Here is a 14,310-nt window from a genome sequence, read left to right on the forward strand (position 1 = left end):
CCCCGGTCCGGACAAGTGACGTCAGGGTGCGAACCACCCGAAGGCTGAGACGCAACGCAAAAGGTGGGGCGAGGACCGAAGTCCTCGCCCCACCCTTTCGACCTACTTCAGGTGATCAGCTGCAGCCGCTGGTGGAGCCGCAGCCCTCGCAGAGGTAGCAGCTGCCGGCGCGGCGCATCTTGGTGCCGCAGGAGAAGCAGAGCGGCGCGTCCGCGTTCAGGCCGAGCTGGATCTCCAGCAGCTCGGTCGAGTTGTGCGGCTGGGCCTTGGCGGGGGCGGCCTTGGGGGCCTCGACCCGGACCGGCTCGGCGACGGCGCGCGGCGCCGACTGGGCCAGGCTCTCGACGTCCATGTCCTCGTCGGAGTCCAGCGGCTCGTAGGAGCCGGTCTCCAGGTGGCGCTGGCGCTCCTCGACGGAGTGGATGCCGAGGGCGGAGCGGGTCTCGAAGGGCAGGAAGTCCAGCGCCAGGCGGCGGAAGATGTAGTCGACGATCGACTGCGCCATCCGCACGTCCGGGTCGTCCGTCAGACCGGCCGGCTCGAAGCGCATGTTGGTGAACTTCGAGACGTAGGTCTCCAGCGGGACGCCGTACTGCATGCCCACCGAGACGGCGATCGAGAAGGCGTCCATCATGCCGGCGAGGGTCGAACCCTGCTTGGACATCTTCAGGAAGACCTCGCCGAGGCCGTCGTCCGGGTAGGAGTTGGCCGTCATGTAGCCCTCGGCGCCGCCCACCGTGAACGAGGTGGTGATGCCCGGGCGGCCCTTGGGGAGGCGCTTGCGGACCGGGCGGTACTCGACGACCTTCTCGACGGCCTTCGCTGCGGCGGGCTCGACGGCGGCCGGGGCCTTCGTCTTGGCCGACAGCGGCTGGCCGACCTTGCAGTTGTCGCGGTAGATCGCCAGCGCCTTGACGCCGAGCTTCCACGCCTCGAAGTAGATCTCCTCGATCTCCTCGACGGTGGCGACCTCGGGCATGTTGACCGTCTTGGAGATCGCGCCGGAGATCCACGGCTGGATCGCCGCCATCATCCGCACGTGGCCCATCGCGGAGATGACCCGCTCGCCCATCGCGCAGTCGAAGACCTCGAAGTGCGCCGGCTTGAGGCCGGGGGCGTTGACCACGTTGCCGTGCTCGGCGATGTGGGCGACGATCGCCTCGACCTGCTCGGCCTGGTAGCCGAGCCGGCGCAGCGCGCGCGGCACGGTGCCGTTGACGATCTGCATCGAGCCGCCGCCGACCAGCTTCTTGAACTTGACCAGCGCGAGGTCGGGCTCCACGCCGGTGGTGTCGCAGTCCATCATCAGGCCGATGGTGCCGGTGGGGGCGAGCACCGAGGCCTGGGCGTTGCGGAAACCGTTCTGCGCGCCGAGCCGCAGCACGTCCTGCCAGGTCTCGGTGGCGGCGGCCCAGACGGGGGCGTCCAGCTCGTCGACCGCGACGGCGGCGCTGTTGGCCTCCGCGTGCTGGCGCATGACCTGCTGGTGCGGGGCCGCGTTGCGGGCGTAGCCGTCGTACGGGCCGACCACGCCGGCGAGTTCGGCGCCGCGGCGGTAGGCGGTGCCGGTCATCAGCGAGGTGATGGCGCCGGCCAGCGCGCGGCCGCCCTCGGAGTCGTACGCGTGGCCGGTGGCCATCAGCAGGGCGCCGAGGTTGGCGTAGCCGATGCCCAGCTGGCGGTAGGCGCGGGTGGTCTCGCCGATCTTCTCGGTCGGGAAGTCGGCGAAGCAGATGGAGATGTCCATCGCGGTGATGACCAGCTCGACGACCTTGGCGAAGCGCTCGGCGTCGAAAGTGTCGTCGTCGCGCAGGAACTTCATCAGGTTGAGCGAGGCGAGGTTGCAGCTGGAGTTGTCCAGGTGCATGTACTCGCTGCACGGGTTGGACGCGTTGATGCGGCCGGACTCCGGGCAGGTGTGCCAGTGGTTGATCGTCGAGTCGTACTGGATGCCCGGGTCGGCGCAGGCCCAGGCGGCCTCGGCCATCTTGCGGAAGAGCTTCTTGGCGTCGACGGTCTCGATGACCTCGCCGGTCATCCGGGCGCGCAGGCCGAAGTCGGTGCCGTTCTCGACCGCGGTCATGAACTCGTCGGAGACGCGGACCGAGTTGTTGGCGTTCTGGTACTGGACGGAGGCGATGTCGTCGCCGCCGAGGTCCATGTCGAAGCCCGCGTCGCGCAGCGCGCGGATCTTCTCCTCCTCCTTCACCTTGGTCTCGATGAAGGCCTCGACGTCCGGGTGGTCGACGTCCAGCACGACCATCTTGGCCGCGCGGCGGGTGGCGCCGCCGGACTTGATGGTGCCGGCCGAGGCGTCGGCGCCGCGCATGAAGGAGACCGGTCCCGAGGCGTTGCCGCCGGAGGAGAGCAGCTCCTTGGAGGAGCGGATCCGGGAGAGGTTCAGGCCGGCGCCGGAGCCGCCCTTGAAGATCATGCCCTCTTCCTTGTACCAGTCGAGGATGGACTCCATGGAGTCGTCGACGGCCAGGATGAAGCAGGCGCTGACCTGCTGGGGCTGCTTGGTGCCGACGTTGAACCAGACCGGCGAGTTGAAGCTGAAGACCTGGTGGAGGAGGGCGTGGGTCAGCTCGTGCTCGAAGACCTCGGCGTCGGCGGGCGAGGTGAAGTAGCCGTTCTTCTCACCGGCGGCGCGATAGGTGAGCACCACCCGGTCGATGATCTGCTTGAGGCTCCACTCGCGCTGCGGGGTGCCCACCGCGCCGCGGAAGTACTTGCTGGTGACGATGTTGACCGCGTTGACCGACCAGAAGTCGGGGAACTCGACGCCGCGCTGCTCGAAGTTGATCGAGCCGTCACGCCAGTTGGTCATGACGACGTCGCGCCGCTCCCAGCTGACCTCGTCGTACGGATGGACGCCAGGGGTGGTGTAGATGCGCTCGATCCGCAGACCGCCCTTGGGAGCCTTGCCGGCTCCCTTCGCTGCCTTGTCGGACTTCGACCCGCGTGCGGAACCGCTCGTCGTGTCTGTCACTTCTGCTCCTCCTCCTGGGCAAACGCCCTGAGTGCCCGATTTCTTTCGGTGCGCCACGCGCTCCGAGGGGGCACTGCTGCTTCGCTTCTCCTGGCATGCGGGCAGGTCGGGGTGCCCGACCGGTTCGCATGGTTTGTCATGTTCTGTGCGCCGTTTCAGGGCGCGCGTGGACCCAGGACGGCTGGTCGCGCGCCACCGGCCCGAGCCGGATGCGCTGCGCCGCCCTGGTTCCTAGGTTGCTGCGGCGGGAACGGGGACGGCCGTGCCGCCGCTCTGCTCGCCGGGGGGACCCTCGGTGCCGCGCAGCAGCGCGATGGCCGCCTCGAAGTCCGCGAGTCCGTCGTACGCCTGGTAGACCGACGCGAACCGCAGGTAGGCGACCACGTCCAGGTCCTTGAGCGGACCGAGTATGGCCAGACCCACGTCATGGGTGGAGAGCTCGGCGCTGCCACTGGCCCGCAGGCACTCCTCGACCCGCTGGCCGAGCAGCGCGAGGGCGTCCTCGGTGACCGGGCGTCCCTGGCAGGCCTTGCGGACGCCGGAGATCACCTTCTCCCGACTGAACGGTTCGGTCACACCGCTGCGCTTGATGACCATCAGTGCCGCGGTCTCCACCGTGGTGAAGCGGCGACCGCAGTCCGGGCATTGGCGGCGGCGGCGAATCGAGCTGCCGTCGTCGGTCGTACGACTGTCGACGACTCGGCTGTCGGAGTGCCGGCAGAAGGGGCAGTGCACGTACGACTCCCTTCCTGACGGAACTGGCGAAACCTGGCCGCGTGGGATCCGACCGGACCCCCGGGCTCCCCAAGTCTAGGCGAAGCCCCCATGATCAAAAAACCGGGGACCACAACCTGTGGGCTGCGAGCACCTATGTAACCACTAGATCTAGGTTCGTGTCGTGGCATCCGGCCGCGCGTGTCGTAGCTTCCGCATCACGTGGCGCGATCGGTGCTGGTCAGCGCTGATCGGCATTCCGCGGGGGTCGCCCATCCGGCCCCAAGGCGTGTGGCACGGCACACCGGAGACATCTCGGCGGCGCCTTCCGGCCAGCTTCGACCCGGTTTCGGCGGGCGGGCCCGAGCGCCCATAGAATGAGGCGATCGAACATTTAATCGACATACACCCAAAGCCTTGATCGAGTCAGCCGACTCCTCAATAATTCACTCGAACGTGTGTTTGGCGCAACCTTTCGATAGGTGCTGCCGTTGGGCTGGACAAGGGAGAACGCCCGTCGAGAGGGGCCGTCGTGAGCACCGTACAGACCAGCAGCAACAGCACCGTCCTGACCCAGAACAGCACCGCCGAGAGCCACACCATCCCGGTGCAGGACCGTTCCCAGTACTCCGGGGGGCGGCCGGCCTTGGACCAGCAGAGCATGGACCAGAGCATGGATCGCAGCGACAGCCCCGCCGGAGCGCCGGGCTACCTCCCCGACCCCCAGGTCGAGCACGCGCCCGCCCAGGACGTCCCGCTCGGCCTGTCGAACGGCCAGGCCCGCTCACTCCCGGGCCGCCCGCCCGGCATCCGGACCGACGAGGCCGGGCTGACCGAGCGCCAGCGCCGGGTGATCGAGGTCATCCGGGATTCGGTCCAGCGCCGCGGCTACCCGCCGAGCATGCGCGAGATCGGCCAGGCGGTCGGCCTCTCCTCCACCTCCTCGGTGGCGCACCAGCTGATGGCCCTGGAGCGCAAGGGCTTCCTGCGCCGCGACCCGCACCGCCCGCGGGCCTACGAGGTGCGCGGGGTCGAGGTCAGCCGGCCGAACACCGCCGAGGCGGCCGGCCGGCCGTCCACCTCCTACGTGCCGCTGGTCGGCCGGATCGCCGCCGGCGGTCCGATCCTGGCCGAGCAGACGGTCGAGGACGTCTTCCCGCTCCCGCGCCAGCTGGTCGGCGAGGGTGAGCTGTTCGCCCTCACCGTGCGCGGCGACTCGATGATCGAGGCGGCCATCTGCGACGGGGACTGGGTCACCGTCCGCCGCCAGCCGGTCGCCGAGAACGGCGACATCGTGGCCGCGATGATCGACGGCGAGGCCACCGTCAAGCGCCTCAAGCGCGAGGACGGCCGGATCTGGCTGATGCCGCACAACGCGGCCTACGACCCGATCCCGGGCGACAACGCGACCATCCTGGGCAAGGTCGTCGCGGTGCTGCGCCGGCTCTGACGCCGCGCACATGCACGAGGGACCCTCCGGCTCGGAGGGTCCCTCGGCCGCGTTTCAGCCGCGCTTGGCCACCGGACGCGGCGGCGGCGCGGAGGCGGCGATGGCCGCCAGCGAGCGCCGGACCTGGTTGCGGTCGGTGGTGTACCAGAAGTCGGGCATCGAGGAGCGGAAGAAGCCGCCGTACCGGGCGGTCGCCAACCGCGGGTCGAGCACCGCGACCACGCCGCGGTCCTCGGCGGCCCGCACCAGCCGGCCCGCCCCCTGCGCCATCAGCAGCGCGGCATGCGTCGCCGCCACCGCCATGAAGCCGTTGCCGCCGGCCTCCTCCACCGCCTTCTGCCGGGCGCTCATCAGCGGGTCGTCCGGACGCGGGAACGGGATCCTGTCCATCACCACCAGCTGGCAGGCCGAGCCGGGCACGTCGACGCCCTGCCAGAGCGAGAGGGTGCCGAAGAGGCAGGTCTGCGGGTCGGCCGCGAAGTTGCGGATCAGCTCGCCCAGGGTGTCCTCGCCCTGGAGCAGGATCGGGACGTCCAGGCGCTCGCGCAGCTGCTCGGCCGCCGTCTGGGCGGCCCGCATCGAGGAGAACAGGCCGAGCGTGCGCCCGCCCGCCGCCTCGATCAGCTCCGCCAGCTCGTCCAGCATCTGCGGGCGCTCCGGCTCGCGGCCGGGCGGCGGCAGGTGCTTGGCGACGTAGAGGATGCCCTGCTTGGGGTAGGAGAACGGCGAGCCGACGTCCAGCCCGCGCCAGAGCGGCGGGGCGTCCTCGCCCCGCTCGCCGCGCTCCGGCTCGGCGGCCGTCCGCTCGTCCGGCAGCCGTCCCTCGCCCGGCAGGCCCACCGAGGCCGCCACGCCGTTGAAGTCGCCGCCCAGCTTGAGGGTGGCGGAGGTGAGGACGACCGAGCGCTCCTTGTAGAGGTTCTCGCGCAGCAGCCCGGAGACGCTCATCGGCGCGACCCGCAGCGAGGCGGTGCCCATCGCGAAGCGGTCGTTGCGCTCGATCCAGATCACGTCGTACGGCGAGTCGCCGAGCAGCCGGTCGGTGGTGTCGTGCAGGGTCTCGGCCATCGCCATCGCCTGCTTGCGCACCGCGTCCTCGTCGCTGAGGCTCTTGTCCCGGGTCTCGCCGAGCGAGGTGATCACCTGGCGGCTGGCGTCCCGGATCGCCGTGACCGCGTACGCGAGGTACTCCGGCAGCTCCTCGACCCGGCCGGCCTGGGCGGTCTCCATCAGGCCGTGGTAGCTCTCGGCGGCGGCCTGCAGGGCGTCCACCGCCTTCTCGTTGGCCAGCCGGGCGGCCCGCTTCACAGCGCGGTTGACCGCGCCGACGGTCAGCTCGGCGGTGGCCGCGCCGGTGACCCGGTTGACCAGCTCGTGCGCCTCGTCGACGATCAGCAGCTCGTGCTCGGGCAGCACCGGCGCGCCCTCCAGCGCGTCGATCGCCAGCAGCGCGTGGTTGGTGACCACCACGTCGGCCAGCTTGGCGCGCTCCCGGGCCTTCTCGGCGAAGCACTCCTGGCCGTACGCGCAGCGGCTGGCGCCCAGGCACTCGCGGGAGCTCACCGAGAGCTGCGCCCAGGCCTTGTCGGAGACGCCGGGGGTGAGGTCGTCGCGGTCGCCGGTCTCGGTCTCGTCGGCCCAGTCGCGCAGCCGCAGGACGTCCTGGCCGAGCTTGCCGCTCGGGCCGCCGAGCGCCTCGGCCGGGTCGAAGAGGCCCTCGCCCTCGTCACTGGGCGTGCCCTCGTGCGCCCGGTGCAGGCAGAGGTAGTTGGAGCGGCCCTTGAGCATCGCGAACAGCGGGCGGCGGCGCAGCACGGGGTGCAGCGCCTCCACGGTACGCGGCAAGTCGCGCTCCACCAGCTGGCGTTGCAGCGCCAGGGTGGCGGTGGCGACCACCACGCGGTCACCGTGGGCGAGGGCGGGCACCAGGTAGGCGAGGGACTTGCCGGTGCCGGTGCCGGCCTGCACCAGCAGGTGCTCGGCGTTCTCGACGGCCTCGGCGACGGCCTCGGCCATCCGGATCTGCCCGGGCCGTTCGACGCCGCCGACCGCGGTGACCGCGGCGTGCAGCAGCTCGGGGATGCGGGCACGGCCGACGGGCTGCGGGGAGGCGGACTCGGCCGCCTCGTCGTCGGGCGGCAGCTGGGTTTCGGAGTCGTTCGTCATGACGCTCCCAGCCTACGGGGCAGGACTGACAGTTCGGTCCCGAGGCTGCGGCAGGGTCGCCGCACCGAGCGGATGCAGCGGGTTGGCGACCTGCCCGTGGACGGCCGCGTGCGGGCGCTCGGGCCGGTCGCGGTAGCCGTCCAGCAGCAGCCGGTTGCGGTTCAGGCAGAGCCGGTCGATGACCGGGGTGAACAGGTCGAAGAGCGCGAAGCGCTCGCCGAGCTCGGGGAACCGCTGCTGGTGGCGCAGGATCTCGGCGCGCAGCAGCGCCCAGAACTGCGCCTCCGGCAGGCCGAGCCGGGCCTCCAGCAGCGGCGCGAGGTAGCGGTAGACGCCGATGAAGAGCCCGGAGTGCAGGAACTGGCACAGGAACGCCGGGGGTTCGCGCAGCAGCACGCTCGAGACCTCGGTCGGCAGCGCGCGCAGCTCGGGCAGGTCCTGGTCGCTGATATTGACGTCGTCCACGAAGTCCTTGACCGCGAGCCGCACCGGGGTGTCGGTGGCGTCGAACACCACGATCGCGTTCTCGCCGTGCGGGGAGAAGACGGTCCCGTAGCGGTAGAGGAAGTGCAGCAGCGGCGGCAACATCGCGGCGAAGAGCCGGCCCACCCAGGCGCGCGGGCTCAGCCCGGAGCGGTGGATCAGCTCCTCGGCCAGCGCGCGCCCGTCGGAGCCGCTCTGCAGCAGCGAGGCGAGCGTACGGGCCCGCTCGCCCTGCTCCAGCTGGGCGCCGAGCGGTTCGCGCCAGATCGCCCCGAGCAGCTCCTTGTACTGGTAGGGCGCCTCGGGCAGCCGGGCGTAGTAGGGGTGCTCGACGGTGACCGAGGCCACCTCGCCGAGCAGCACCACCCGGCACTCCTCGCGCAGGAAGGCGTCGTTGTCGCGCAGCCCGTGGATCCAGCGGGTGACGGCGGGTGCGGCCAGCGTGCGTTCGGTCGGCAGTCCGCGCCAGACCAGCGTGTTGAGGATCGCGAGCGGCAGTTTGACCGTGCGCCGGTGCGGGGTGGTGGCGTTGAAGAACGAGCGGATGGACTGCTGGGGCAGCCGCCGGTCCCGGTCGGCGGGCAGCAGGACGATCCGGCCGTCCGCGATCCAGGGGGCGAACAGCGGCAGCACGGTCTCGTCCCACTGCCAGGGGTGGACGGGCAGCAGCAGGTACGCGCCCGGGTCCCGGCCCTGGCCGGCCAGCAGCTCCCGGTAGCCGGCCAGCACCTGCGGGTCGAGCTCGTCGCGGTAGAGCGCCTCGGCCTCGGCCAGTTCGCCGACGCCCCGGTACCGGGCGAGCGAGGTGTGCACGGCGAGCCAGGGCAGCGCCTGCGGGGTGCGGGCCTCGGGGGCCCAGGCGGCGGCGTCGGAGGCCGAGAAGCCGAGCCGGCCCTTGTTGGGCACGATCCACGGGTGGCCGCCCTGGTGCCCCTCCAGTTCGGTGTGGCCGAGTTCGGCCAGTTCGGCGGCGGTCAGCTCGCCGGCCGCCAGCCGGACGTCGGCGAGCAGGGTCGCCGTCAGCTCCCGGACCAGGTGGCCGGTGGTGTCACCGGAGAGCCCGAGCAGCCCGCGGGCGGCCAGCAGGAAGTCCAGCGGGTCCTCGGCCGGCACGCCGTCGGCGCGCACCGAACCCGGCTCGACCTGCCAGCTGCCGTACGCGCCGCGGCGCGCGGCGAAGCGGTACTCCGGACCGTCCGGCAGCGCGAGGCGGTAGCCGCCGGGCACCGGCTCGGGGTGCAGCAGCTCCTCGTAGCTGAACTCGCCGATCATCTTGGCCAGCAGCGCCCGGCAGGCCCGGCGCCAGCGGTCCTGGTTCAGGGGCGTCTCAACAGCTGGTGGCTGGGGCACGGTTCCACTCCTCGGAGAAGGCGGCGGACTGGGCGGGCAGCGCGGACGGGGCGAAGCTGGTCCACGCCGTGCGGGCGGGCAGCCGGTGGACGGTCCGGCCGCAGAGCGCGTTGAGGATGACGGCCGCGCGGTGTGCGCCGAGGCCGAGGTCGGGAGTGCCGACGCCGTGCGTGTGCAGCTCGGCGTTCTGCACGTACAGGCCGCCGGTCAGCTCCGGCCGGGTGGCCACCCGGTGGTCCAGGCCGACCCGGTAGCGGCCCTGCTCGTCCCAGTCGATCAGCTCGGCGAGCGGCTCCAGGGCGGCCGGTCGGACCGCCCGGTAGCCGGTGGCCAGCACCACCGCGTCGGTGCGCACCAGCCGGGGCGCACCCGAGTCGCTGTGCAGGCAGCGCAGCTCCAGGCCGCCGCAGGGGCCGGGCAGCGCGAGGGTCACCTCGGTGCCGGGCGCGATCTCGGCGCCGGTGGCGGTCGGCGGGCGGCCGATGGTCCGCTCGTACAGCAGGTCGTGGATCTCCGCGAGGGTCTCCGCGCTGGCGGCCTTGTGCAGCTGCCACTGCTCGGCCACCAGCCGGTCGCGGACCTCGCCGGGCAGGGTGTGGAAGTAGCGGGTGTAGTCCGGGGTGAAGTGCTCCAGGCCGAGCTTGGAGTACTCCATCGGGGCGATCGCCCGGGTCCGGGTCAGCCAGCGCAGCCGGGTGCCGTCGCCGGCCCTGGTGCGCAGCAGGTCGAGGAAGACCTCGGCGCCGGACTGGCCGGAGCCGACCACGGTGATGTCGCGGGCCCGGTCGAGACCGGCCCGGCGCTCCAGGTACTCGCCGGAGTGCCACACAGCGGGGTGGTCGGCCAGCGCGTCGAAGGCCTGCGGGCGGACCGGCTCGGTGCCGACCCCGAGCACCAGGTTGCGGGCCCGCACCTGCTGCTCGGCTCCCGCCGTCCGCAGCGTCGCCGTGAACGCGCCGTCCGCCCAGGCCACCGCGGTGACCTGGGTGGCGAACCGGCAGGAGGCGAGCCGCTCGGCCGCCCAGCGGCAGTAGTGGTCGTACTCCCGGCGGGGCAGCTGGAAGCGCTCGGAGAAGTAGAACGGGAAGAGCCGGTCCTGCTCGCGCAGGTAGTTGAGGAAGGACCACGGGTTGGTCGGGTCGACCAGCGATACCAGGTCGGCCAGGAACGGCACCTGCATCCTGGCCCCCTCGACCAGCATCCCCGGGTGCCAGCGGAACTCCGGCTTGGCGTCGCAGAACAGCGCACGCAGGCCGTCCACCCGGTCGGCCAGCGCGGCCAGCGAGAGGTTGAACGGGCCGATCCCGACGCCGAGCAGATCGTACGGAGGGCGAGTGTCCATCAGACGGTTCCTTGAGGTCGGGCGCGCTCACGCACCATCAGGGCCGCACGCTTCTCGGGCAGGTCGATCTCGCTGACCGCGGCGAACCCGGCCCGCCGGAACGCCCGGATCGAGGCGGTGTTCCGGACGTCCGGCTCGGCCACCACCCGCGGAGCGCCGCGCAGCAGGTCCTCGGCGACCGCGGCGAGCAGCACGGCGCCCAGGCCCCGGCCGCGGTGGGAGGCCGGGCCCAGCAGCAGGTGCAGCCCCATGTCGCCGGGCTGGGCGGGGTAGTACCCGGCCAGCCGGTCGTGCTCGACCCGGTAGACCTCCCAGTAGCTCATCGGGACACCGCCCAGCTCGCCCAGGTACAGCGCGTTGCCGGCGTCGAGCTCCTTGCGGACGTGCAGCGCGGTGCGCTGGGGCGGGCCGTCCAGCTCCCAGAAGGCGGCCACCGCCGGGTCGTTCATCCAGTCGGCGAGCAGCGGGAGGTCGGCCGGTTCGACCGGTCGCAGCCGGAACTCCCCTGCGGTGGTCGGCAGAACAGTCACCGCGCGGCCACCGGGTTGGGCACGGTGACGTAGACCGACTGCGTCTCCACCGGCCCGACCAGCTCGTCCAGGCCGTGCAGCCGGGTGAGCAGGTTGGCCTTGCAGCGCAGCTGCGGGGAGTCCAGCAGGTGGGCGGGCAGGGTGGAGCCGGTGGCGGTGGCGGCGGGGCCGGAGAGGAAGCGGCGCAGGGCCGCGAGCAGCACCCGCTCGTCGGCCAGCCGCTGCGAGCCGAAGGCCCCGATCAGGCCGAGGATGTGGTTGATCCCCAGGTAGTAGGCGAACCGCTCGTCGGCCACCGCGTCCTCGACGAAGGTGTCGCTGGCCTTGCCGAGCCCGGGCAGCCGCTGTTCGAGCCGCTCGGCGTGCGAGGCGCGGAAGTAGTAGCCCTGGTTGTCGCGGAAGCGCCCGCCGACCGGCCAGCCGGCGGTGTCGAGCAGCACCAGGCTGTTCTGCTGGTGGGCCTCCAGCGCGACGCCGGCCCGACCGTCCAGCCAGAGCACCGGCAGCACCACCGCGTCCAGATAGCGCAGGAACCACTCGGTGGCCACGGTCGGCAGCGGCCGGCCGCTGCGCCGGGCCAGCGTCCGCAGCACGTCGCCCAGTTCGGACGGTACGCCGGGCGCGGGCTCGCCGAGCGGGCGTTCGGCGACCAGGCCGGCCACGCAGAGCGCGCGGTCGGTCGGCGCGAAGGGCTGCTGCCGCAGGACGGTGTCCAGGCCGCTCGCGGTGCGCTCGTCCAGGCCGGGCAGGTCCACGCCGATCCAGGCCGGGTCGCGGACGATGTCGAAGCCGGGGTGGGCGGCCCGCCACTCGGCCCCCAGGCCGGCCTCCAGCAGCCGGTGCACCTCCACGCCGCGGTGCAGCTCCTTGCGCAGGTTCTCCCGGCGGGAGTTGGTGATCCGCAGGCCGAGCGAGAGCTTGAGCATCCACGGTGTCCCGGGGCGGAACACGGTCCGGACCGAGGACGTCGGGTGCCACGGCTCACCGTGCGCGCCGAGGTCGTGCAGCAGCCCGTCGTCCAGCAGCCGGGCGATCTGCGGACGCAGCGCCAACTCGCGGGCCTGCCAGGGGTGCAGCGGCAGCGCGGCGGTGCCGGGCGGCAGCAGGCCGGGGGCGCCGAGCAGGTCCGCGGTGAGCCGGGCGGCGTCGCTCTCCAGCGCCGAGCCGGAGGCCAGCAGTTCGCGGTCGACGGCGAACCAGTGCATCGCGAAGGAGCCGCGCAGTTCGGGCGAGTAGGCGGCGCTCTGGGCCGGGCCGAGGCCGTCGCGGCTCTTGGGGGTGGGGTGCAGCGGGTGGCCGAGCAGCAGCGACTGCTCGGCCCTCAGGAAGGCCGACTCCCCTCCAGCACCCGGGTGTTCGCGCCGGTGCAGCAGGATGTCGGCGGTGCGCCGCACCGAGTCGGCGACCCGTCCGGCGAGGTCGGCGACCTGCTCCGGGTCCGGGTGCTCGCCGGCCGAACGGGCCAGCAGCGCGGCCGCGGTGACCGCGTCCACCGCAACGCCGCTCTCCGCCTGCCCCGGTGCCAGCACAGCCGGTCCGAAGCGGTGCCAGCCGCAGAGCGACCAGTGCCGGACGTCCGCCAGCAGTCGCGCGGCTCCGCCCAGGACGGGGATCCGCAGCACGCCGTCCGGGTCCGGCACGGCCCCGGTCTCCCGGGTCCAGCAGCGCAGCAGGGCCTCGACCGCGGCCTGTCCGGCGGCGACCGCGGGGTCCTGGTGGAGCAGCGGGTCCGACTCGGCGGAGTGGTCCAGCTGGCGGGGGACGGTGGCCGGGGCTCCGGTCAGGGCGGTGCTCAAGGCTGCTCCTTGCGACGCGTCGGACTGCGGATGCGGGGGGCTCGCGCCCTTGCGGGGACATCCACTTGGTCTAACGAGAGAACGGCCCGGGGATCACGGCCGCGTCAGCGCGTCGATGGTCGGCCGATCACAGAACGGTGACTTTCCGTCAGCCCCGGCAACCAGGGGGTGGTATGCGCCGTCCTCCCCCGCGGATGGGAGACTCCCTGATGCCCGATGGCGGCTCGTCAGCCGTCCGAGTGAAATCCCATGGGGGAACCGAAGGTATGTCAGCACACCCGAACAACGATCGTCCGACGTCAGGCCGCACCGCCGCGCGCCGCGGCGGGCGTGCCGCGGCCGCCGGGGCGGTCACCGTCCTGACCCTGCTCGGGGTCACCGCGTGCGGTCCGGACGACACCCCGAACCCGCCGCCGAGCAGTGCACCGGCCCCGAGTTCGGCCGTCCCCTCCGCCAAGGGGGGCCTGCCGGCCGGGCTGCCCAGCCTGGCCGACCTGAAGAAGTGGAAGGCCGGCGACTGGGACAACTGGGCCAAGCAGCACGTGATCACCCCGGCTGCGAAGGGCTTCTGGGACTTCCAGAAGATGCTCCAGGCCAAGCCCGCGGCCCCGGTCGCCCCCACCCAGCCGCCGACCGACCCGGGCGCCGGCAGCAACGACCCGCTGCCGAGCGCGATTCCGGCCACCGCCGTGCCCCACCCGTACAGCGTGAAGAACGCGGTGGACGGGAAGATCTTCTTCGACAAGTCGGACGGCAAGCACTACGTGTGCTCCGGCACGGTGGTCTCCGACCCCGCGCACCCCGGCAAGAGCAACCTGGTGTGGACCGCGGGCCACTGCGTGGACGGCGGCAAGGACGGCTCGCCCGCCCGGAACGTCACGTTCATCCCCGAGTTCAACAGCACCGGCGCCGTCAGCAAGGGCAAGACGTCGACCCCTGACAAGTTCGCCCCGCTCGGCATGTGGCCCGGCCTGAGCGCGATCAGCTCGCCGCAGTGGACGTCCGAGGGCACCGAGAGCGGCGGCCCCGCCAGCCAGTACGACTTCGGCATCATCAAGGTGGGCAACCCCGACGGCGGCACCAAGTCGCTGGAGGAGACCGTCGGCGGTTCCGTCCCGGTCCTCTTCAACGCGCCGCGCGACCAGCTCTCGCTGAGCGCGATCGGCTACCCGGCCGCCCCGCCCTTCGACGGCGCGGAGATGGAGCAGTGCAACGGCGGCAAGCCGAGCAAGCTGTCCTTCGACTCGACCCGTCCGGCGATGTACACCATCGGCTGCACGATGACCGGCGGGTCCAGCGGCGGCGGCTGGTTCGCGGTCTACAACGGCAAGGCCTACCTGGTCAGCAACACCTCGATCGGCCCGGCGGACAACCCCGCCTGGCTGGCCGGCCCGTACCTGGACGACGTCGCCTCCAGCGCCTTCGACTACATCTCCAAGAAGGGCTGACCCCCAGCCGGTGGCCCCGCCCGGGGCCACCGGCACCAC

At 72.3% G+C, this 14,310-nt stretch carries 9 protein-coding genes; 2 read left to right on the forward strand and 7 right to left on the reverse strand.

Annotated elements, in window-relative coordinates; all coding sequences use genetic code 11:
• Nucleotides 1–115: 115 nt before the first annotated feature.
• Nucleotides 116–2,992, reverse strand: coding sequence for a vitamin B12-dependent ribonucleotide reductase (locus tag P3T37_RS27270; RefSeq protein WP_280726544.1), 2,877 nt, complete (start codon nt 2,990–2,992; stop codon nt 116–118).
• Between the two features lie 231 nt (nt 2,993–3,223).
• Nucleotides 3,224–3,727, reverse strand: coding sequence for a transcriptional regulator NrdR (gene nrdR, locus P3T37_RS27275; protein WP_280726545.1), 504 nt, complete (start codon nt 3,725–3,727; stop codon nt 3,224–3,226).
• 511 nt (nt 3,728–4,238) lie between these two features.
• On the opposite strand from nrdR, the gene lexA reads away from it, so the two are divergent.
• A complete protein-coding gene (gene lexA / locus P3T37_RS27280) occupies nt 4,239–5,156 on the forward strand; it encodes a transcriptional repressor LexA (protein ID WP_348533287.1) in 918 nt (305 codons plus the stop codon).
• A 54-nt stretch (nt 5,157–5,210) separates the two neighbouring features.
• Here the strand turns inward: lexA and P3T37_RS27285 are convergent, their stop codons facing one another.
• From P3T37_RS27285 to P3T37_RS27305, 5 genes are read right to left on the reverse strand one after another with little or no spacing between them, the layout of a single operon-like run.
• Nucleotides 5,211–7,322 (reverse strand): ATP-dependent DNA helicase, encoded by a 2,112-nt coding sequence (locus P3T37_RS27285; RefSeq protein ID WP_280726546.1) that lies wholly within the window; start codon nt 7,320–7,322, stop codon nt 5,211–5,213.
• Between the two features lie 12 nt (nt 7,323–7,334).
• Nucleotides 7,335–9,155 (reverse strand): IucA/IucC family siderophore biosynthesis protein, encoded by a 1,821-nt coding sequence (locus P3T37_RS27290; RefSeq protein WP_280726547.1) that lies wholly within the window; start codon nt 9,153–9,155, stop codon nt 7,335–7,337.
• Nucleotides 9,133–10,497: a SidA/IucD/PvdA family monooxygenase gene (locus P3T37_RS27295; RefSeq protein ID WP_280726548.1), complete on the reverse strand. Its 1,365-nt coding sequence runs from the start codon at nt 10,495–10,497 to the stop codon at nt 9,133–9,135. Before P3T37_RS27295 ends, P3T37_RS27290 begins: the two co-directional genes overlap by 23 nt.
• Nucleotides 10,497–11,132, reverse strand: a complete 636-nt coding sequence (locus P3T37_RS27300) for a GNAT family N-acetyltransferase (RefSeq protein WP_280726583.1) — start codon at nt 11,130–11,132, stop codon at nt 10,497–10,499. The genes P3T37_RS27295 and P3T37_RS27300 overlap by 1 nt, the downstream gene beginning before the upstream one ends.
• Nucleotides 11,024–12,811, reverse strand: coding sequence for an IucA/IucC family protein (locus P3T37_RS27305; RefSeq protein WP_280726584.1), 1,788 nt, complete (start codon nt 12,809–12,811; stop codon nt 11,024–11,026). Before P3T37_RS27305 ends, P3T37_RS27300 begins: the two co-directional genes overlap by 109 nt.
• Before the next feature lie 278 nt (nt 12,812–13,089).
• Here P3T37_RS27305 and P3T37_RS27310 point away from each other — a divergent pair, with 278 nt between their 5' ends.
• Complete coding sequence (locus P3T37_RS27310) at nt 13,090–14,271, forward strand: hypothetical protein (RefSeq protein ID WP_280726549.1); 1,182 nt, start codon at nt 13,090–13,092, stop codon at nt 14,269–14,271.
• The last annotated feature ends 39 nt before the right edge of the window (nt 14,272–14,310 follow it).

This window comes from Kitasatospora sp. MAA4, from assembly GCF_029893355.1.
Lineage (GTDB): Bacteria > Actinomycetota > Actinomycetes > Streptomycetales > Streptomycetaceae > Kitasatospora.